The 21,337-nt window shown below is 34.2% G+C and carries 17 protein-coding genes; 4 read left to right on the forward strand and 13 right to left on the reverse strand.

Features of this window, described 5'->3' with window-relative positions; translation table 11 throughout:
* Positions 1 to 7: 7 nt before the first annotated feature.
* Positions 8 to 565, reverse strand: a complete 558-nt coding sequence (efp, locus tag APRE_RS05280; protein ID WP_015777965.1) for an elongation factor P — start codon at positions 563 to 565, stop codon at positions 8 to 10.
* A 129-nt stretch (positions 566 to 694) separates the two neighbouring features.
* Between efp and APRE_RS05285 the strand changes: the two genes are divergently transcribed.
* Positions 695 to 1,879: a tRNA(Met) cytidine acetate ligase gene (locus tag APRE_RS05285; RefSeq protein ID WP_015777966.1), complete on the forward strand. Its 1,185-nt coding sequence runs from the start codon at positions 695 to 697 to the stop codon at positions 1,877 to 1,879.
* 16 nt (positions 1,880 to 1,895) lie between these two features.
* On the opposite strand, the gene APRE_RS05290 is transcribed toward APRE_RS05285, so the two are convergent.
* The 10 genes from APRE_RS05290 to APRE_RS05335 all read right to left on the reverse strand — a co-directional run bounded on the left by APRE_RS05290 (position 1,896) and on the right by APRE_RS05335 (position 15,868).
* Complete coding sequence (locus tag APRE_RS05290) at positions 1,896 to 2,384, reverse strand: ATP synthase subunit B family protein (RefSeq protein ID WP_015777967.1); 489 nt, start codon at positions 2,382 to 2,384, stop codon at positions 1,896 to 1,898.
* A gap of 9 nt (positions 2,385 to 2,393) precedes the next feature.
* Positions 2,394 to 2,876, reverse strand: coding sequence for a pantetheine-phosphate adenylyltransferase (coaD, locus tag APRE_RS05295; RefSeq protein ID WP_015777968.1), 483 nt, complete (start codon positions 2,874 to 2,876; stop codon positions 2,394 to 2,396).
* Entirely contained in the window at positions 2,854 to 3,417 is a 564-nt protein-coding gene (rsmD, locus tag APRE_RS05300) for a 16S rRNA (guanine(966)-N(2))-methyltransferase RsmD (protein WP_015777969.1), read from the reverse strand. Before rsmD ends, coaD begins: the two co-directional genes overlap by 23 nt.
* Positions 3,417 to 5,408: an ATP-dependent DNA helicase RecG gene (locus tag APRE_RS05305; RefSeq protein WP_015777970.1), complete on the reverse strand. Its 1,992-nt coding sequence runs from the start codon at positions 5,406 to 5,408 to the stop codon at positions 3,417 to 3,419. The genes rsmD and APRE_RS05305 overlap by 1 nt, the downstream gene beginning before the upstream one ends.
* The gene (locus tag APRE_RS05310; protein WP_015777971.1) at positions 5,408 to 6,976 is read right to left on the reverse strand and encodes a DAK2 domain-containing protein; all 1,569 of its coding nucleotides are present in this window, start codon (positions 6,974 to 6,976) and stop codon (positions 5,408 to 5,410) included. The genes APRE_RS05305 and APRE_RS05310 overlap by 1 nt, the downstream gene beginning before the upstream one ends.
* 8 nt (positions 6,977 to 6,984) lie before the next feature.
* Positions 6,985 to 7,338, reverse strand: coding sequence for an Asp23/Gls24 family envelope stress response protein (locus APRE_RS05315; protein ID WP_015777972.1), 354 nt, complete (start codon positions 7,336 to 7,338; stop codon positions 6,985 to 6,987).
* A gap of 145 nt (positions 7,339 to 7,483) precedes the next feature.
* The gene (nifJ, locus tag APRE_RS05320) at positions 7,484 to 11,011 is read right to left on the reverse strand and encodes a pyruvate:ferredoxin (flavodoxin) oxidoreductase (protein ID WP_015777973.1); all 3,528 of its coding nucleotides are present in this window, start codon (positions 11,009 to 11,011) and stop codon (positions 7,484 to 7,486) included.
* A gap of 197 nt (positions 11,012 to 11,208) precedes the next feature.
* The gene (gene hprK / locus APRE_RS05325) at positions 11,209 to 12,249 is read right to left on the reverse strand and encodes an HPr(Ser) kinase/phosphatase (protein ID WP_015777974.1); all 1,041 of its coding nucleotides are present in this window, start codon (positions 12,247 to 12,249) and stop codon (positions 11,209 to 11,211) included.
* Between the two features lie 2 nt (positions 12,250 to 12,251).
* Entirely contained in the window at positions 12,252 to 14,102 is a 1,851-nt protein-coding gene (gene uvrC / locus APRE_RS05330; RefSeq protein WP_015777975.1) for an excinuclease ABC subunit UvrC, read from the reverse strand.
* Complete coding sequence (locus APRE_RS05335; RefSeq protein ID WP_015777976.1) at positions 14,099 to 15,868, reverse strand: aminopeptidase P family protein; 1,770 nt, start codon at positions 15,866 to 15,868, stop codon at positions 14,099 to 14,101. Before APRE_RS05335 ends, uvrC begins: the two co-directional genes overlap by 4 nt.
* A gap of 197 nt (positions 15,869 to 16,065) precedes the next feature.
* On the opposite strand from APRE_RS05335, the gene ychF reads away from it, so the two are divergent.
* Positions 16,066 to 17,163, forward strand: coding sequence for a redox-regulated ATPase YchF (gene ychF / locus APRE_RS05340; RefSeq protein ID WP_015777977.1), 1,098 nt, complete (start codon positions 16,066 to 16,068; stop codon positions 17,161 to 17,163).
* A 7-nt stretch (positions 17,164 to 17,170) separates the two neighbouring features.
* Complete coding sequence (locus APRE_RS05345) at positions 17,171 to 17,776, forward strand: thymidine kinase (RefSeq protein WP_015777978.1); 606 nt, start codon at positions 17,171 to 17,173, stop codon at positions 17,774 to 17,776.
* A 26-nt stretch (positions 17,777 to 17,802) separates the two neighbouring features.
* Here the strand turns inward: APRE_RS05345 and map are convergent, their stop codons facing one another.
* Both map and APRE_RS05355 read right to left on the reverse strand, forming a co-directional pair.
* Positions 17,803 to 18,621: a type I methionyl aminopeptidase gene (gene map / locus APRE_RS05350; protein ID WP_015777979.1), complete on the reverse strand. Its 819-nt coding sequence runs from the start codon at positions 18,619 to 18,621 to the stop codon at positions 17,803 to 17,805.
* Between the two features lie 45 nt (positions 18,622 to 18,666).
* A complete protein-coding gene (locus tag APRE_RS05355; RefSeq protein ID WP_015777980.1) occupies positions 18,667 to 19,464 on the reverse strand; it encodes a nitroreductase family protein in 798 nt (265 codons plus the stop codon).
* Positions 19,465 to 19,541: 77 nt separating this feature from the next.
* Here APRE_RS05355 and APRE_RS05360 point away from each other — a divergent pair, with 77 nt between their 5' ends.
* Positions 19,542 to 21,335, forward strand: coding sequence for an ATP-dependent helicase (locus APRE_RS05360; protein WP_015777981.1), 1,794 nt, complete (start codon positions 19,542 to 19,544; stop codon positions 21,333 to 21,335).
* The last annotated feature ends 2 nt before the right edge of the window (positions 21,336 to 21,337 follow it).

Here is a 21,337-nt window from a genome sequence, read left to right on the forward strand (position 1 = left end):
TTACTCCTTATACTCTTGATAGGTAGTCTCCAGTTCTAGTATCAATTTTGATTACGTCACCTTCATTTACGAAAACTGGAACTTGTATAACTGCCCCTGTCTCAACTGTTGCTGGTTTTGTGACATTTGTAGCTGTATCACCTTTGATGGCTGGCTCTGTTTCTTCTACCTTAAGTTCAACAAAGTTTGGTGCTTCGATTTGAAATGGTTTACCTTCATAGAATTTAATTTGAACTGGTTCATTTTCTTTTACATAAATAATCGCATCTTTAACCGCTTCATATTCAATACCGATTTGTTCAAATGTTTCTGGGTCCATAAAGTAATAAAGTTGGCCATCATTGTATAAATATGACATTTCTTTAGTTGATATTACAGCTTGTTCGAACTTTTCATTTGGGTTAAAGGTTACATCCTTAGCCCCACCATTCATTACAGATCTAATCTTAGCACGAACGAAAGCTGCTCCCTTACCTGGTTTAACGTGTTGAAAATCAACTATTTGATAAACATCATTATCATATACAAAAGTTACGCCTTTTCTTAAATCATTTGCTGAAATCATATATCCTCCTACGCATGTTTCTTCTATTATTATACCATATGAACTTATATTTTTAAAACTATTAGTATTTTACTAGTGGCTATAATTTATTTATAAGCCTATTTAATGTATAATTAAGATGGTGATATTATGAAAAAACTTGCAATTATTTCTGAATTTAATCCATTTCACAATGGACACAAATATTTAATAAACAAGGCAAAGGAAATTACAAAAACAGACTTAGCTATTAGCTTAATGAGCGGTGATTTCGTTCAAAGAGGTGAAGCGAGTCTTATAGATAAGTATTCTAGAGCTGACGCTGCCTTAGATAATGGCTTCGACCTTGTTATAGAGATGCCTAACTTTATATCTCTGCAATCAGCGGAGTTTTTCTCCTACAAATCCATCGAACTTTTAAACAAATTAAAGATAGACTATCTTGCTTTTGGAATAGAGAATTTAGATAGTGAAGAATTTCTTGATATTTCAGCTAGGTTAATAAAAGATAATGATAGATTGGAAGAATTAACTAAATATTATATTGATAAAAAATATTCATTTACTGAAGCAAAGTACCTTGCTCTCAAAGACTTCCTAGGAAGAGAGGATTTTATAAGTTCTAACAATATCCTTGCCCTCGAGTATATGATATCAATTAGTAAAATCAACCCAAATATTATGGCAATTCCTATTAGAAGGCTTGGAGCAAATAACCAAGACCTAGATATAAAAGATGAAAAGTATGCCTCATCTACATCAATAAGAAGGAATCTTTCTGGAAATATAGAAAAACTTATGCCTTCCTCTTCCTATCAAAAATTAAAATCTTTTCAAAAAAATTATGGGCTAGCCAATAAGGAGAATCTTTTTGAGATTTTCAAATATAAATTTATGATTGAAGAAAGTCAAATGCAAGATTCCTTGTGCTATGAGGAGGGTCTAGATAATTATTTCAAGACCTTGTTAAAAGATTCGCCCACCTACGATGAATTTATTGAACTTGCTGTATCAAAGCGTAATACAATGGCGAGGATTAAGAGATTAATGTTAAACTATATACTAAATAATAAAAAATCTCTTAATGATCTTGATTATAATTTTGTTAAAGTTCTTGCTTTTAATGAGAAAGCTACAAAACTTTTTAGAGATATTAAAAAAGAATTGAAAATTGTTATAAGAAAGTCTGATATAGAAGCATTAGACCACGACGATCTTCTTGTGTACGAAAACATGCTAAGGGCAAGCAACCTCTACTCACTCCTAATAGATAGACAGTTTAATACAGACTTCACTAGAAAAATTTCTATTAAAAAAACCTATGAGGCCAATTAGCTTCATAGGTTAAGTTTTACTTATTTTCTAAAATTGTTCTTCTATTCTTTTCAAGTTGGTTAGCAAGTTGACTGAAGTTTTCAATAGAGCCTTGGAATAATCTATCAACATAAGCATAAGATTGTTGTCTAATCTTGTCAGCTTCTATGTTTGCCTCTTCGATTATTCTTTCCGCTTCGTTCCTAGCTTCTCTAGTTATTTCATTTTCTGAAACTAGTTGTCTAAATTTATTTCTAGCTTGCTCTTTTATATTGTTAATTTCATTTTCCGCTTCATTTAATCTACTATCTGCCTCACTCTTGGCCTCACTGATAATCCTATCTTTCTCATCAGTTACCCATTGAGCTTGCTTGATTTCTTCTGGTAGAGCATCCTTCATCTCATTTAATAATTCATAGATTTCATCTGGATCTACAGAAACTTTTCTAGAAAATGGTACAGATGAAGATTCATCCATCACATCTTCCATCTCATTAATCAAGTTAATTAATTTATTTTGTGCCATAACTTCCCCCTAATATTCAAACTTCACTTTAATTCTTTCTTCGACTTCTTTACTTACAAAAGAGGATACATCTCCCTTAAATGTTGCTACTTCCCTAACTCCACTTGAGCTTATAAAAGAATAGTTAGGATTGCTTAGAAGAAATATAGTCTCTAGACCGTCCATAAGCTTTGAATTAAACATAGCTATATTTTTCTCATACTCATAGTCAGTTACTTCTCTTAAGCCCCTTGCAACTATCTTGATGTCATTTTCTTTTGCAAAATTAACCAATAAGCCATCAAAAGATGATATACTTACATTTTCGATTCCATCTTTAATCATTTGCTCTTTAATGATTTCTTCTCTTTCTTCCAGAGAAAAGACAGATTTTTTATGTTCATTAATTAATACAGCTACGACAACTTCATCGAACATCTTGGAAAGTCTCTTGATTATATCAATATGCCCAAGAGTCAATGGGTCGAAGCTACCTGGATAAATAACTTTCATTTGCTTTGTATATGTTTACTTGTTTCCTTCCATAAGATTTTTCCTTAATAAGGGTTAATTCTCTCATATCAGAAAAATCTAATTCTTTATCAGATTCTGTTATTATTATACCTTCATTGGTTAATAATTCATATTCTAATATTAGCTTAACAGATTGCTTTACTAAATCGCCCTCATAGGGAGGGTCTAGAAATATGTAGTCAAAGCTAGACCCACAATCCCTATATTTTTTCAAAGCTTTTTTAAAATCCAGCCTATCTACACTTACATTAGAAGCCTTAACTTTCTCTATATTTTTATTTAGGATAGAAAAAGTAGAGGAGTTTCTTTCGTTAAATGTTACTTCACGAGCTCCTCTTGATAGAAACTCTATTCCCATCTGTCCAGTTCCAGAAAATAGGTCCAAGGCAGAGAAGTTATTCCTAAATGGATAGAGCATATCAAATATAGCTTCTTTTACTTTATTATCAGTAGGCCTAGACGTATTTGACTTTGGAGATTGTAAAATGAATCCCTTGTATTTTCCTGCTACTACTCTCATTAGTTTAAAATAATCCTTTTATTCTCTCTAAAATATTCTTCGACATATGTAAGGTCGATTCCTTCGTAGTTACCATCTTTGAGCTTCTCATATATCTTAAAACATTTTTCAATTTCATCTTTACTCATATTAAGAAAATCTACAGTCGAAAGATTTTTTCCATGTTGTAAATAAGATAAGATTTTGCCGCCACCTCTTTGTTCATAGTCTTTCTTAGCTATTTCGAATCCATCATTACTTTCTACTAAGACATTTAATTTATTTGATGGAGAGGGATTATCAGAAATTAGATAGCAGTATGATTCATACTCACCCCTACCTACTCTTCCCCTAAGCTGGTGGAGGGTTGAAAGACCGAAATTATTGGCATTATATATTATCATGGTATTAGCATTGGCCACATCTATTCCTACTTCAATAACTGTAGTTGCTAGTAATATATCAATTTTACCCTTATTGAAATCTCCTAAGATATCTTCCTTATCCTTAGCTTTCATCTTGCCATGAAGGATAGCTATCCTATATCGTGGAAATCTATTCTTATAGATTTTATATAAATTTTCCAAAGAATTTTTATCATCGGAGTCAATATTATTGCTAACTACATATATTTGCCTGCCTTCTCTTATAGTTTGATTTATCTTCTCATATAAGATTTCAATCTTATCAGATCCCAAAAGCCTTGTCATTATAGGCTTTCTTCCCTTGGGAAGTTCGTTTATTATAGATAAGTCGATAATTTCTGAGATTTTAAGAGACAGGGTCCTAGGGATAGGGGTTGCTGTCATTGTAAGATAATTTACAGCATCGCCCTTTAGGGCCAGCATTTGCCTTTGACTTACACCAAATCTGTGTTGCTCATCATTTACGACAAACTTCAAATTATTAAAGTCAACATCTTCAACTATGATTGCATGAGTTCCAATAAGGATGTCAATTTTACCATTTTTAAGGTCCTCTTTAAGTTTATCCTTATCCTTGCTACTTCCTGTAAGTAAGGCTGCTCTTACATTAAACTTATCAAACAGCTCGATATTTTTTTCGAATTGCTGAATAGCCAAAAGTTCAGTAGGTACCATCATAGCTGATTGATAGCCATTTAGGGCAAAAATTATCATAATTACTATAGCAACTATTGTCTTACCACTTCCTACATCTCCAACCAAGAGTCTATTGGCTGTGTAAGGACTCTTACAATCATCCAAAATTTCTTCCAAAACCCTTCTTTGACTTCTGGTGAGTGTGAAAGAAAGCTCAGATAAAATCTCATCTAGCTTGTAAGCAAGATCAATATCTTGTCTAAACTTAGTCTTACTTTTGAGAAAGTCCAAGAAGCATAAGTCTTTTAATAAGTCCACTATTTTGATCTGACTCTTTGCCTTGGTTAAGCCTTCGACTGACGTGGGAAAATGAATCTCTTTAAGATTGTCGTATCTTTTGTTTAGCGAGAATCCTTCTAATATAGTATCGGACAAAATTTCTTCTCTCCTATCAAAGTAAGCCAAAGCCCTACTCATAAATTGTCTGATTTGTTTATTACTAATTCCCTTTGTAAGAGGGTAAATCGATGCAATAGAGCCTATTTCATCATCATCCATTTCACAAAATAAAGGATTCCCAGCTTCATAAAAAGCATTCTTCTTAGAAACTGAGGTATAAAACTTATATGTCCTTCCTCTAACAAGCCTTCTTGGGGTAAATCTATCATTAAACCATATTAGTCTTATATTTCTAAATTGCGATTTTTCTTCAAAGGCATAGATATAGGAAATAGTCATTTTACCGAAATTCTTCTGGTACAGTCTGCTAGAAATTTTCCGGACAAAATAATGTTTGTTGTTATCATCTATATCGACTATGCTTTTTAACTTGCTCCTGTCCTCATATTCTCGAGGATAGTAATTATAAAGATCTGATACAGAAGATATACCAAGCCTCTTAAAGTCCTTGCTCTTCTTATCTCCTATGCCCTTTAGAGACGTTAAATCCATTATTCAAGTGTGATTGTATAGTAGTAGACTGGCTGTCCACCGTAGACTAATTCGCAGTCCACGTCCTTGAATTTTTTAGAAAGTTTCTTAGAAAAATCCTTAGCTCTTCTTTTTTCTATATCCTCACCATAATAAATAGTAATCAAAGAAATATCATCTTCTTCTATAATATCAGCTATGGTTTCCTCACAAGTTTTTTCTATAGATGAATCTGTAGCTACAATTTTACCATCGAGTATTCCTATATAATCATCTTTTCTTATCTTAATATCATTGACGCTTGTATCTCTTATAGATATAGAAACTTCAGCAATATGAATATCTTCAATGATTTCATTCATATTCTCTAAATTTTCTTCTGGACTCATCCCTTCATCAAATTCAAGAATTGCACTGAAGGCTTCAGGAATTGATCTTGTCTCAACAACGAAAACATTCTTATCTGAAACTTCAGCAGCTTGCTTCGCAGACATTATAATATTCTTGTTGTTCGGGAAAATAAAAATATTTTCAGCCTTTATTTCTTCAACGGCCTTATATAGATCTTCAGTAGATGGGTTCATAGTTTGTCCACCTTCAATAACCTTATCTATATTCATGCTTTCCATTATAGCGTTGTAGCCTTCGCCCCTAGATACTGCAATAAATCCGTATTTCTTATTGATAGCTTCCTTATTTTCAGGGATGTTCTCTACTTCAGGCTTTAAGTTTTCTACCGTGATTTTTAATATCACTCCCTCCATCAAAATCATTTGAACTATATTTTGAGGGCTGTCAGTCTTAAATGTTGATTTCAATAAATCTTTATTTAAGTCAGATTCATAATTCTTCGTGATTCTTTCAAGGTTTTCATTTAAAGAAGCAAGCTTTTCTTCATTTCCAGCAAGCTCAAATTCCACCTTATAAGTAAAGTCATCATCGCTTTTTTCTTCAGACAAATCGATATCTCTGTCGATATTTGAATTTAATGCATTTAGTGCACCTCTTAGTAAGAAAATTAATCCTTGTCCACCTGAGTCAACAACACCTGCTTCTTTGAGGACTGGAAGTTGGTTAGGGGTATTATCTAATGCTACTTGACCCGCTCCAATAATTTCTATAAGGTAATCGTCTAATTCTATATCTTCATTGAAGGATTCCTTAGCCTTGTCAGCCATTTTATTGGCTACAGTAAGGATTGTTCCCTCTGTTGGCTGCATGACAGCTTTGTAGGCTGTTTTACTAGCATTTGCGAAAATATCCCTTACATCAGTAGCATAGATTGTATCCTTACCCTTAAGAGTCTTTGACATACCCCTAACGAGCTGAGATAGAATAACACCTGAATTTCCCCTAGCTCCCATAAGAGTCCCTTGACTTAGTGCCTTAGAAACTTCTTCAACAGAAGTCAATCCAGATTTATTTACTTTATCAAGACCAGATTTTATTGTCATAAACATATTCGTACCTGTATCTCCATCTGGTACAGGAAAGACGTTTAGCTCATTAACCAAGTCCTTATTTTCATTTAAATATTCATAAGCTCCAATAATCATTTGTTGAAGTTTATTTGCATCAATACTTTTCATTTACACTCCTATTTGTTAATCCCTTGAACAAAGATATTAACTTCGGCAACTCTTACCTTAAGGGATTTTTCAACATTATACTTTACATTCTCAATTATATTTTGACAAACTACAGGAATCCTAACACCATATTTCAAAAATAAAGAAATATTGATAGAAATTGTGCCATTATCTAGCCTTCTAACTTGAACTCCTTTTTGCATATTATTTACACCTAAAAGCTCATATATACCATCTTTTGCAGATTGACTAGCAAGACCTACAACCCCATAAGATTGCATTACACTTGCTACAGCAATATTGGTTATGAGTGAGTCATCAATAGTTACTTTTCCTAAATTATTAACATACTTAATAGTCATAATACCTCCAGTATGATCAGTAAGTCTATTACCTTTTTATTATGATTATACCATAAACCATACATTAATTATAATAAAATTATCAAAGATTATTGGACAATAGAAAAAACCGCCAAATTAATGACGGTTTTTGAAAATTTTAATCTTATTTACCAGCTAATCTCTTATATGTTTCATATCTTTCTTTAGCAGCTTTTTCTGCTTCAGCATATAGTTCGTCAGCTGTTTCAGGGAAAGATCTCTTAAGTGATGAGTATCTTACTTCACCTTGAATAAATTCTTGGAATGATTCTTTTGGTTCTCTAGAATCAAGTTGGAATGGATTTTTGCCCTCGTCTGCAAGTCTTGGGTCAAATCTCCATAAGTGCCAGTAACCAGCATCTACAGCTTGTTTTTCTCTGTATTGTGATTTACCCATACCAATTCTGATACCGTGGTTGATACATGGTGCATAAGCTATAACTAGTGATGGACCATTGTAGCTTTCAGCTTCTTTAAGAGCCTTAAGTGTTTGGTTTTGGTTAGCACCCATAGCTACTTGTGCACAGTATACGTAACCGTAAGAAGTCATCATTAGACCAAGGTCTTTCTTTCTTACCTTTTTACCAGCGGCAGCAAATTGTGCTACTGCAGATAATGGTGTAGCTTTAGAAGATTGTCCACCTGTGTTAGAGTAAACTTCTGTATCGAATACAAGAATGTTGATGTCTTCACCACTTGCAAGTACGTGGTCAACTCCACCAAATCCGATATCGTAGCTCCATCCGTCACCACCAAAGATCCAGATTGATTTCTTAATCATGTAATCTTTTAGTTGGAAAATCTTGTCAAGTAGGTCTTTACCTTCTTCACTGTCTACTGTTTCTTCTTTAAGTTTCATGATCTTAGCTGTTGCTTCTTTAGAAGTATTAACAGTTTCTTTTCCTTCTAACCAAGCTTTGAACGCTTCGTTAAATGGTGTATCAAGACCAAGTTCTAGGAAGTTGTTCATATATGTTTCAAGTAGTGACTTGTTAGCATCTGCTGCAAGTTTCATACCATAACCATATTCAGCAGCATCTTCGAATAATGAGTTACCCCAAGCTGGACCTTGTCCACAAGAGTTCTTTGTGTAAGACATAGCTGGTGCACTTGCTCCCCAGATTGATGAACATCCTGTAGCATTTGCAATGTACATTCTATCACCAAATAATTGTGTTACAAGTTTAGCGTAAGGTGTTTCACCACAACCTGCACAAGCACCTGAGAACTCAAGTAATGGTTGTTTGAATTGGCTTCCCTTTAGAGTCATTGGATCCATAACATCTTCTTTGTATCCAACTTCTTCATGAGCGTAATACCAATTTTCTTTTTCTTTTTCAACTTCATCTTCGAATGGTTTCATTAGAAGAGCTTTTTCTGGAGCTGGACAAACATCTGCACAGTTACCACATCCAGTACAGTCTAATGGAGAAACTTGAATTCTAAATTCGTATCCTTCCATGCCCTTACCGATAGCTTTTTTAGTATCAAAGCCTTCTGGTGCGTTTGCCTTTTCTTCTTCTGTTACTAAGAAAGGTCTAATTACTGCGTGAGGACAAACGTATGAACATTGGTTACATTGGATACAGTTATCAAGTTGCCATTCTGGAACGTTAAGAGCGATTCCTCTCTTTTCGTATTGAGTTGTACCTGATTCGAATGCTCCATCTTCTCTACCAACGAATGCTGATACAGGGATGTCATCTTCTTTTTGTTCAAGCATAGGTTTAACAATTTCTCTGATGAATTCAGGAAGTTCTCTTTCTTCTTTCTTTTCATCAACAGCGTCTTTCCAAGCTTCTGGTACTTCTACTTTGTGGATTGCATCGATTCCGCTATCAACAGCCTTGTAGTTCATGTTTACAATGTCATCACCCTTGTGACCATAAGATTTAACTATAGAGTCTTTTAGGTAGCCAACTGCATCTTCTAATGGAATTACGTCAGCTAGTTTGAAGAATGCTGATTGCATAATCATGTTTGTTCTAGAACCTAGACCAATTTCAGCTGCTAAGTGAGAAGCGTCAATTGTGTAGAATTCTACATCATGTTCAGCAATATAGCGTTTCATGTTTGCTGGTAGGTGTTCTTCTAATTCTTCATCTGACCAAGCACAGTTTAGTAAGAATTTACCACCATCTTTAAGACCTTTAAGTAGGTCGTATTGGTTAACATAAGCTACCTTTGAACAAGACATGAAGTCTGCTTCGTCTAGTAGGTATGTTGATCTAATTGGGTCTTTACCAAATCTTAAGTGAGAAACTGTTAGACCACCAGATTTCTTTGAGTCATAGTCAAAGTATCCTTGTGCGTACATGTCAGTGTTATCACCGATGATCTTGATAGCTTGTTTGTTAGCTCCAACAGTACCGTCAGATCCGAATCCCCAGAATTTACATCTTGTTGTACCTTCTTGTCTAATCTTAAGGTCTGTTCTTTCAAGTGATTTGTGTGTTACGTCATCATTGATAGAGATTGTAAAGTCTTCTTTTGGTTCATCTTTAGCAAGGTTTTCAAATACTGCTTCGATATCAGCTGGAACTGTATCTTTAGATGAAAGACCATATCTACCACCGATAATTTGTGGTTTATCTTCTTGATCATAGTAAGCAGATTTAACATCTAGTAGTAGTGGCTCACCGATTGATCCTTTTTCTTTTGTTCTATCAAGAACAGCAATTTTCTTAACTGTTTTTGGAATTGCTTTTAGTAGGTGTTCTTTAGAGAATGGTCTATATAAGTGAACTTCAATCATACCTACTTTTTTGCCTTCAGCTAGTAGGGCATCGATTGTCTCTTCTGCTGCTTGACATACAGAACCCATAGCTACTATGATTTCTTCGGCATCATCTGCACCGTAGTAATTGAATAATTCGTAGTTTGTACCAATTAATTCATTGATTTTGTGCATGTAATCTTCAGCTATACCTACGATATCTTCATAAGCATTGTTTACTGATTCCATTCTTTGGAAGAAGATGTTCTTTTCAGCTGTACCAATTGTTTTTGGTCTTTCTGGGTTTAGTGAATTGTTTTTAAATCTATTTACAGCTTCCATATCAACAAGTGGAGCTAGGTCTTTGTAGTCCCAAACTTCTATTTTTTGAATTTCGTGACTTGTTCTAAATCCGTCGAAGAAGTTTACGAATGGGATGCTTCCCTTGATTGCTGATAAGTGAGCAACAGGACCTAAGTCCATAACTTCTTGAACTGAAGAAGCACAAAGCATTGCAAAACCTGTTTGTCTTGCTGCCATTACGTCTGAGTGGTCTCCATAGATTGAAAGTGCGTGTGTTGCAAGTGTTCTTGCTGCAACGTGGAATACACCTGGTAATCTTTCACCTGCAATTTTGTACATATTTGGGATCATTAGTAATAATCCTTGACTTGCAGTATATGTAGTAGTTAGTGCTCCTGCTGCTAATGCTCCGTGAACTGCTCCTGCAGCACCTGCTTCAGATTGCATTTCTTTTACTTCAACTGGTCTACCAAAAATATTTTTTCTACCGTTAGCAGCCCAAACATCTACTGCTTCTGGCATTGGTGATGAAGGTGTGATTGGATAGATTGTTGCAACATCAGTGAACGCATATGATACGTGAGCTGCTGCTGTGTTACCATCCATAGTCTTCATAGCTCTTTTAACTGTCATTTAAGACCTCCTATAATATTAGTAACAAATATCGTTAACACTATTTAAAGTATAAAGTTTATTAGGGGAATTGTCAAGGGATATTTTGAACTTTTTTATATTTTTAACTAAGATTGTTCATCCCACCAGTCAATTTGATAATCCCCCTAATCTTACTGATTATATAAGTTATTATTTATAATTTTCAATGAATCTTCTTATAATTGTTCGTCTTCATCTACTTGGCTAGGATTTGATAAATCATCTGGCTCTCTGCCCGCAGCTTGTCTAAAGATATTATCGGTCATAACCTTTGCGGCATTGTAACCTAGGTTCTTTTCTCTTTGATTCATAGCGGCAACTTCCACAATCAGCGCAAGATTTCTACCAGCCCTAACAGGAACAACCAGATGAGGAACCTTTACTCCAAGAATTTCTATGAAGTGATCATCAAGTCCAAGTCTGTCGTATTCGTAATCTTCTTTCCATTGCTCTAATTCTATTACCAAATCAATTCCTGTAGTTGTCTTTACAGAACCTGAACCATACAATCTTCTGACATTTATGATTCCAAGCCCCCTTATTTCCATGTAATGCCTTATATTTTCTGGTGAAGTTCCAGAAAGTCTATTATTTACGGAAATGATGTCGACCATATCATCTGCTATTAGTCTGTGCCCTCTGTTTACAAGATCAAGGGCTGTTTCACTCTTTCCTACAGATGATTTTCCCATTATTAGGACTCCAACACCAAATACTTCTAAAAGCTCCCCATGTACATTACTGGTTTTAGCTAGTTGGTATTCTAGTTCATCTGATAGCTTGGATATCAATCTTGTAGACTTTAGTGGAGATCTTAATAGAGTAACATCATAGTAGTCACACAAATCCTCTATGTCTTGATTGATTTCCTTATCATAGGTAAAGATGACTGCTGGAATTTTATATGATAGGATTCCCCTAAATCTTTCATACTGCATCCTTGAATCTAGACTTGTCAGATAAGTGTATTCTACTGAACCAATCAATTGAAGCCTCTTGTGGGGAAATTTTTCTAGATATCCTGTAAGTTGAAGTCCGGGTCTATTAACTTCCGCACTTTCAAGCTCTATTTCTTCAAAATCACTTGACTTATGAACTATCTCTAGATTTAAGATTTCTACAATTTTACTTAGTTTAACAGTCTTATCATCTATTCCGCTTGTAATTTCTTTGTCTATGTGTTCGCTAAAATCGCTTATACTTGTACTATTTGCCATATCTATCCTTTCAGTCTAAAATATTTGTATATTTCTAAGGCTTGAACTTTCCCCACCAGAGGAACTTCCATGAGCTCTTCAACGCTTGCCTTTTTAATATTTGAAATTGTCTTAAAATGCTTGTAGAGGTTTTTCCTAGTTTTCTCGCCAACCCCTTTTATATTGTCTAGTTCTGTAGTCTTCATTGTGTTTTGCATAAGCTTTCTATGGTAGTTTATTGCAAATCTATGAGCTTCTTCTTGGATTTCATATATGAGCTTATAGACAGGATCTCTCCTGTTAATGGCGATTTCCTCATTGTTATAGACTATTGCTCTTGTAGTATGTTTATCATCCTTAACAAGTCCTGCTACTTCTATGGATAGACCCAAGCCATCTATAACTTCTTTTGCTATAGTGACCTGCCCTTTTCCTCCATCCATTAAGATCAAATCAGGTAGAGATCCAAACCCTGTCTGGGTATTTCCTTTTTCTTTTTCTTCTAGTCCACGTTTTAGCCTTCTCGTAAGAACTTCCCTATGGGATGCATAATCATCGCTTCCTACTACAGTCTTTATTTTAAACTTCCTATATTCCTTAGGAGTTGGTATTCCTCCCTCAAAGACAACCATAGATCCTACCGAAAGAACGCCGGATGTGTTAGAAATATCATAACATTCTACTCTAAATACATCTTTAAGATTAAGTATGTCCATGAGCTGGTTGATTCCAGAAGATTTCTTCCTTTCCTTTCTTTCAACTCTTTTATCATATTTAATTCTCATATCGAGAGCATTACGGCTTGCCATATCTACAAGCTCTTTTTTCTTTCCGAGTTTTGGATTGTGTATATAAACCTTGGATTTTTTCTTTCTAGATAAAAATTCGCTAATAGAATCAAAATCTGCTGGCATATATTGGACAAGAATTTCTTTTGGTACATACATTATATCTAGATAAAACTGCTTTATGAATGAAGACATAATATCTGAGTCAGTTTCCATAAAATCGTTTTTGATTATGAAGTGCTCTCTATCGACAATCTTTCCCATACGCATAAAGAAAACCTGGATAATAATAGAATTCATTCCCTTACTCATGGCTATTATATCTAGGTCATCTCCACCAGTTTCTGTAACGTTCTGTCTTTCAGAAATCACAGATAAGGCCCTATAGTAGTCTCTATATTTTGCAGCCATCTCGAAATTCAAATCCTTACTCGCATCATTCATTTTAGCAAGAACCCAATTCGGGATTTTTTCTGATTTGTTCTCTAAAAACTTCACCACGTCGTCTATATGGTTTAAATATCTTTTCTCATCCTCCTTGTCTACACAAGGTCCCTTGCATTTATGGATGAAATAATTGAGACACGGCCTATCTAGCCTTGCACCCTTATCGAAGTTTAGATTGCAAGTTCTAAAGGGATAATAGAGGTGAAATAAATCGATCGCATCATTTACTGCATAAGCATCAGGAAAGGGTCCAAAGTAGCGTCCCCCATCCTTTAAAACTTGTCTAACCTTTTTTATCCTAGGATATTTTTCCTTACAGATTTTAATATAGGGATATTGCTTATCATCCCTTAGGACTATATTATATCTGGGTCTATTTTTTTTGATTAAATTGCTCTCAAGAACTAAGGCTTCTACCTCATTTTGAACAATAATATATTCGAAATGGTCGATGTTTTTGACCATGGCAAGGACCTTAGCCCCCTTGTTTTTATTATTGTCAAAGTATTGGCGTACTCTTCTTTTTAGGGAAATGGCCTTGCCTACATAAATAATTTCATCTTCGGCATTCCTCATTATATAAACGCCAGGTAGGTCTGGAAGTTCTTTTAATTTCTCTTTAATCTGTTTTTTTGTCAAATTGCTTTACAACTCTCTTTCAAATATTCTAACTCTGATCCTTCGAGATATGGGCTTAATTTTTCAAAGCAGGTCTTGTTATATTCGTTAAGCCAATCAATCTCATCCCTATTAAGCATCTCAGTCTTGACTGGTCTTGTATCTATAGGAACAAAGGTTAGACTTTCAAATTGATTGAACTTTCCAAATTCATTTTCCATAGCTCTTTTTACGTAAGCCTCATTTTCAATTCTTATTCCGTGAGAATTTTCTATATAAAGGCCTGGCTCGATTGATGTAGTCATGTTTTCTACAAACCCGCTATCATCTCTTTCTGAAATTCTTTGTGGCCCCTCATGTACAGTAAGTACAAAGCCTACCCCGTGTCCTGTTCCATGGAAGAAGTCCTTGCCTGCTTGCCATAGTGGATATTTAGCTATAGCATCTAGTCTCTGTCCATTGGTCTTATCTTTAAACCTTGCCAAAAATAAGCTCAAGAATGATTTTAATACTAGGGTGTAGTCAGTTTTTTCCTGATCAGTCAGTCTTCCTAGTGCTACAGTTCTTGTGATATCTGTAGTTCCTTCCTTATAGTGAGCACCAGAATCGACTAAGATCATTCCCTCATTTCTGATTGTCTTAGATCCTGTAGCTTGTGGAGCATAGTGTACTATAGCTGCATTTTCCTTATAACCTGCTATTGTTTCGAAGGAATCTTCAATGTAGGATTCATCTTCCTTTCTTAAGTCTTGGAGTTTCTTGCTTGCTAAAAGCTCATTTAAATTTCCAGTCTTTGCCCCAACTTCAAGCCAAGCGAAAAACTTAGTCAAGGCAATACCGTCTTTGATGTAGGCCTTTTTGATATTTTCTATCTCAACATCATTTTTAATCGCCTTCATATCAGTTGTTATATTTGTACCGAGACTTACCTTAACATTAGAATTTATGCTATCATATATAGCAACATTTGTTCTTTCAGGATCGAGAAAGATTCTATTCTTACCTGGTATATTATTTAATAGCTTAAAGATAGATTCATAGGCATATAATTTAACACCATTATCTTCAAGATAATCTCTAACTTCTCCAGGAATTTTTTCTTCATCTATGCACAAATATGCTTCATCTTTTGATATTAAAGAATATGACAAAATAACTGGATTGTAATCAATATCGTTACCTCTAATATTTAAAAGATAGCAAATGTCTTCAGGAGAACCTATGAAAGTATAATCATAACCATTATCGGCCATTTTCTTTCTAAGACGTTCTATTTTTTGTAAAATACTTTCACCTGCATATTTATCTTTCATAATCCAAGCTTTATCTTTTCTTAAGCTTGGTCTATCTGTCCAAATTTGAGAGATATAATCAACATCGGATACCAGAATTCTCGCTCCCATACTTTCACTTAGATCCTTATAGGCTTTTACCGAAAAGTTTTCGCCATCAAAGGCAATCTTGCCAAATTCTCCTATATTTTCATCTAAGTATTCGATTAGATTAGGAACACCTTCTACTCCCATTTTCATTAATTTGAACTCAGAATTCTTAAGCTCCTTAGCTGCTTGCAAGAAATATCTGCTATCAGTCCATAAAAGCGCCTCATTCATAGTAATAAGAACAGTTCCAGCAGATCCTGTAAAGCCTGATATAAATTCACGTGTTTTGTAATAATCAGACAAATATTCTGACTGGTGAGGATCAGAAGTTGGAACTATATAAGCGTCTATATTTCTTTCTCTCATTAGATTTCTAAGTTTTTCTAATCGTTCGTTGATATTCATTTTTTTCTCCTTAAAATCTTAAAGTAATCATCTATCTATATTATACTAATAATAATCTCTTTACATAATTTAATTTCCTCAAAAGAGATTAACAAGCAAGTATTGACAGGAATTCATCTGATATCTAGATTGATATTTCTCCTAAAACAATTATAATATAATCATTGCAAAAATAAAAAAGTGGATGGAGTGATTAAATGAAATTAGGAATAGTAGGCTTGCCTAATGTTGGTAAATCAACATTGTTCAATGCCATAACAAAAGCGGGTGCACTTATTGCCAACTATCCATTTGCGACTATAGATCCAAATGTTGGTCTTGTAAATGTGCCTGATCAAAGACTAGAAGTTCTATCAGAAATGAGCTCTAGCAAAAAGATAGTCCCAGCAGTTGTAGAGTTCTATGATATAGCAGGACTTGTAAAGGGTGCTTCCAAGGGTGAAGGACTTGGAAATAAGTTCTTATCTAATATTAGAGAAACAGAGGCAATAGTTGAAGTCTTAAGATGCTTTGACGATGCTAACGTAACCCACGTAGATGGATCAGTTGACCCATTAAGAGATATAGAAACTATTAATCTCGAATTGATTTTCTCTGATCTTGAACTTGTAGATAAGGTCCTAGAGAAGAGAAAAAAGGTTGCAAGAAGTGATAAGAGCGTAAGAAGCGAAGTTGAGCTTCTAGAAAGAATTAAGGAAGTTCTTGAAGAGGGAAAGTCTGCAAGAATATTAGACTTAAATGAAGAAGAAAATAAAATGCTTAGGGCTTACCAGCTTCTTTCTACAAAGCCAATCATTTATGTATGTAATGTAAATGAAGAAGATGCTGCAAATGATGGTAAGAATAATCCATATGTAGAGAAGGTTCGTGAATTTGCCAAAAGCGAAGGAGCTGAAGTTTCTGTAGTTTCCGCTAAAATTGAGCAAGAAATTTCTGAAATCGAAGATGAAGAAGAAAGAGCGGAATTTTTAGCTATGATCGGTCTTGAAGAATCGGGTACTGATAAGGTAATCAAGGATTCATATAAGACTCTAAACCTAATGTCATTTTTGACAACTGGAGAGATGGAAACAAGAGCTTGGACCATCACAAATGGAACAAAGGCAGTAGACGCCGCTGGTAAAATCCACTCTGATATATCTCGAGGATTTATCAAGGCAGAGATTGTCTCTTATGATGACTTAGTAGGATCTGGTTCAATCCACAAGGCTCAGGAAAAAGGCCTCCTAAGACAAGAAGGAAAAGATTACATCATGCAAGATGGTGATGTAGTCAACTTTAAGTTTAATGTATAGAAGTCCTATGAAAAAACAAGGAAGATTAATCGTCCACACAGGCTCCATGTTTTCAGGAAAAACAACCTCCCTTTGGAGAGAGCTTTATAGGATGAGGATAGCGAATTATAAAATTGTAGCCTTTAAACCGTCAATCGATAGCAGAGATGATGAAAGAAAAATCGTAAGCCACGATAACTTAGAACTAGACGCTCATAAGGTCGAAAACTTAAGAGAAATCTTAGCTTATGCGAAAAATAAGGATATAGACTGCATAGGAATTGATGAATTACAATTCTTTCCTAACGATCCTGGCGAAGTGATTGATATATTCAACGAACTAATGGCAATGAAGATTACTATAGTTGTATCAGGACTTGATATGGACTATAAGACTCAACCATTTGAAATTATAAAAGAAATCATGCCTATAGCAGATGAGCTTGTAAAGCACCACGCAATTTGCGCATCATGTGGAGAAGATGCTTGGGCATCTTATAGGAAGACTTCGGATGAATCTCGTATCCAAATTGGTTCAAAAGATTTATATGAACCCCTATGCAGATCTTGTTATAACAAAAAAATGAAAGAAAAAGAAAAATACAAAAATCAAATATCTTTAGAGGATATATAAAAGCACGGTATCATCCCGTGCTTTTCCTATAAATTATTTCTTATTTTATAAGATTCTATAAAATCTAGATCTTCTTCAGTCAATTTGTACTTATCTTGATCAGTTATTATCTCTGGACCATCTTCATGAATTATCAGTTGGTGTTCGAATTGTGAGCATTTAGAACCATCTCTTGTTCTTGCGGTCCAACCGTTATCGTCAACTTTCATCTTCCAATCACCAGCAGCAATCATTGGCTCAATAGTAAATACCATGCCAGCTTCAATTCTAGGTCCTCTTCCTGCCTTGCCGTAGTGAGGAACTTGTGGATCTTCGTGCATTTCCTTGCCTATTCCATGACCTATAAAGTCTCTTATAACAGAAAATCCATTTTCATCTTCAACATATTCTTGAATGGCAGCTCCGATATCTCCTATTCTATTTCCAACAACAGCAGCCTCTATACCTCTTTTTAGACATTCTAGGTCGACATCGACTAATCTTTGATCTTCTTCACTCATATTTCCAATTGTATAAGTCCAGCAAGAATCAGCAAGACCACCGTCAAGATCGATTACATTATCTATTGAAACAATATCTCCTTCTTGGAGGACATAATCTGTTGGGTAACCGTGGCATATTTCATCATTTACTGAAATGCATAGGGTAAATGGAAAACCGCCATAACCTAGTTGGGCTGGGATTGCCTTCTTGTGTTTCGTAATAAATTCATTGGCAAATTTATCAAGGTCAAGGGTCGTGATTCCTTCTCTAATAACTTCTCTTATAGCTAAATGAGTTTGGCAGAGAATTTCTGCTGCAGCTCTCATTTTTTCAAAATCTTTTTCCGTATATAATCTTATCAATTCTAACTCCTTCATTAAAATAAGGACGCTTGAGCGCCCATTATTCTATAAATTCTTACTTGCGATGTAGGTATATTCTTTCCCATCGACAACTGGTTTGATGTCCCACTTGCTATTAGATGAAATTGTCTTTCCTAATTCGTCAATATAATACATTATTATACCAGCATCTATTAAATTTACATCGCCTGCATAGTCTTTGATATAGATTGAAAGTTTATCATCTTCTATTAGGAATCTCCATGGTTGAGCATTGTATGCTGATGGAGCGTATTTCGCATAATCGAAGATGCTACTAAGGCCTCTTTGCTCTAAATCTTCATCACTTGCAGGATTATCAAAGCTATCTATATATACCAAGTCTGAGTTTGCAAGTCTGTCGTAGTACTTGTGCTCTCTTACTGTATCATCTATTGGATAGCCAATGGCTAAGAGTATTGAAACATCACCTTCTGTATAGTTGAATGCAGATTTTTTGATATCTTCTTCTACCTCACTTACTGTAATCCAGCAATTGCCAAGCTTAAGCTCATTTAATTTAGTGATGAGCTCTTCTGTTGCGTAAGCGGCCTTAACATAGGTCTCTTTTTTATCATTTAGAGTGTTCAAGGCAATATAGCTTGGAGCCTTAATCATAACTCCCTTGTAGCCTGCAAGGCCTTGAAGTTTTTGATAAACTTCATCACCATCTGTTAGTAGTAAGAACTTGATGTCTTCTTTTCCATGTTCTGCAGCAGAAGCTTCCATTTCTTTATTTAATTCTTCTACTACCTTGTTTGATAAATTATCTTCTTTAAAGTCTCTAGTTGATGTTCTTGATTTCAAAAAATTTTGTGTTAGCATTATTTCCCCCATCTATTTTTTTCTTCTTCTTATATTTTAACATATATTTAAAGAAATTAATATGATAAAATATAGATATGAAACTAACTAGCCAACAAAATTTAGCCTTAAGGCACAAAGATGGTCCGATTTTGGTCCTTGCTGGCCCTGGAGCAGGAAAAACCACCATGCTTTTGGAAAGAATTAAATTCTTATCAGAAACAGTCAATCCAAAGCATATCCTTACCATAACCTTTTCTAAGACCCAGGCACTAGATATGAAGGATAGATACAATTCATCTGATGCAAATTTTATGACCATTCACGCCTTTTGCTATCTAATAATAAGAAATTATCTCAAAAAAAATAATAGAAACCTAAGATTGTTGGAATCAGATGACCTTTATAATAAATATGATTTAATAGGTAAGATTTATTTTAAGATTAACGATAAAAAAATATCAAAAGAAGATCTCAGTGAATTTTTTAGATTAACTTCTTATATGAAAAATGCCATGATAGATGAGGATTATCTAGAAGACACCAAGATCAAAAACTGTTTTCAAATCTATAGGGCTTACGAGAATTTTAAAATAAGAAATTACTATATAGATTTCGACGATATGCAAGTTATGGCCCTTAAGTTAATTGAAAATGACCCCAGACTTTTAAATTCTATTAGAAAAAAATATAGATATATACAAGTAGACGAAGGCCAAGATACTTCTCTAATTCAATTTAAAATTATAGAAAAAATCGTAGCTCCCCTAAATAATTTGATGATAGTAGCAGATGATGATCAGTCTATATACTCATTTAGGGCTGCCAATGTATCCTACTTACTCAATTTAAAAAGTAAATACCCAAATTTAAAAATCATAGAGATGACAGAAAATCACAGGTCTTCAAAAAAGATAGTAAATCTATCCAAGGCTTTTATAGATATCAACCAAGATCGTTATCCTAAGGATTTGTTCACTAAAAATGACTTTTGGGGACAAATATCAATCAAAAGTCTAAGAAACGTCAGGGACCAATATAAATTTATTATAGAAAATATGAATCAAGAAGAAAAGAACGCAATTTTATTTAGGAACAATATTCAAGCCCTAAATATAATTTCCTTTTTGATGGAAGATGAGATTGATTTTTCTGTGAATATTTCTAGTCTCAATTTCTTCGAATCAAAAATCATAGATGATTTATTTAATATTATTGAGTTCTCGGATGATTTTGATAGAATTGATCTTTTTTGTGAAATATATTATAAGATTGGAACTTTTCTTAAGAAAGAAGAGGTGGATAAGCTTTCCCATAAGGCTCTTAATAAAAATGTTTTTGAGGCACTTTATGAAATGGATTTGGAAGATTACAAAATAGAAACCCTAATCCAAAAGGAAAAACAATTAAAACATATTAGAAAGCTTAGTCTTGACAAGAAGATATCTTACATCTATAAATACATGGATTACAAGTCCTATATTTCAAATTTCAGCAAGAAATACAGGGAAGAAGTTGTAAACAAAGACCTCTTTATTGAATCTATGGTAAATTTTACTAAAAATTTGGAAAGTATTGAAGACTTTTATAGTAAGAAGGATAAGCTTGAAAAAAAACTCTCCTCTTCTAGGTCTAACCTTATTCTTTCTACAATCCATAAGTCCAAGGGCTTGGAATATGATAATGTATTCGTAATCAACATGGTGAAAAATGAGTTTCCTATCATAGTTGATAATGAAGATATTGTAAATAAAATCGAAGAAGAAAGAAGGGTTATGTATGTTGCCATGACTAGGGCTAAGAAAAATCTCCATATCCTAACAATAAAAAAGAGGGGATCAGAAAAACTATCCCCATCAATCTTCTTTACTCAAATCAAAGATTTACTCTAAGC

The organism is Anaerococcus prevotii DSM 20548 (assembly GCF_000024105.1).
GTDB classification, from domain to species: Bacteria; Bacillota; Clostridia; order Tissierellales; family Peptoniphilaceae; genus Anaerococcus; species Anaerococcus prevotii.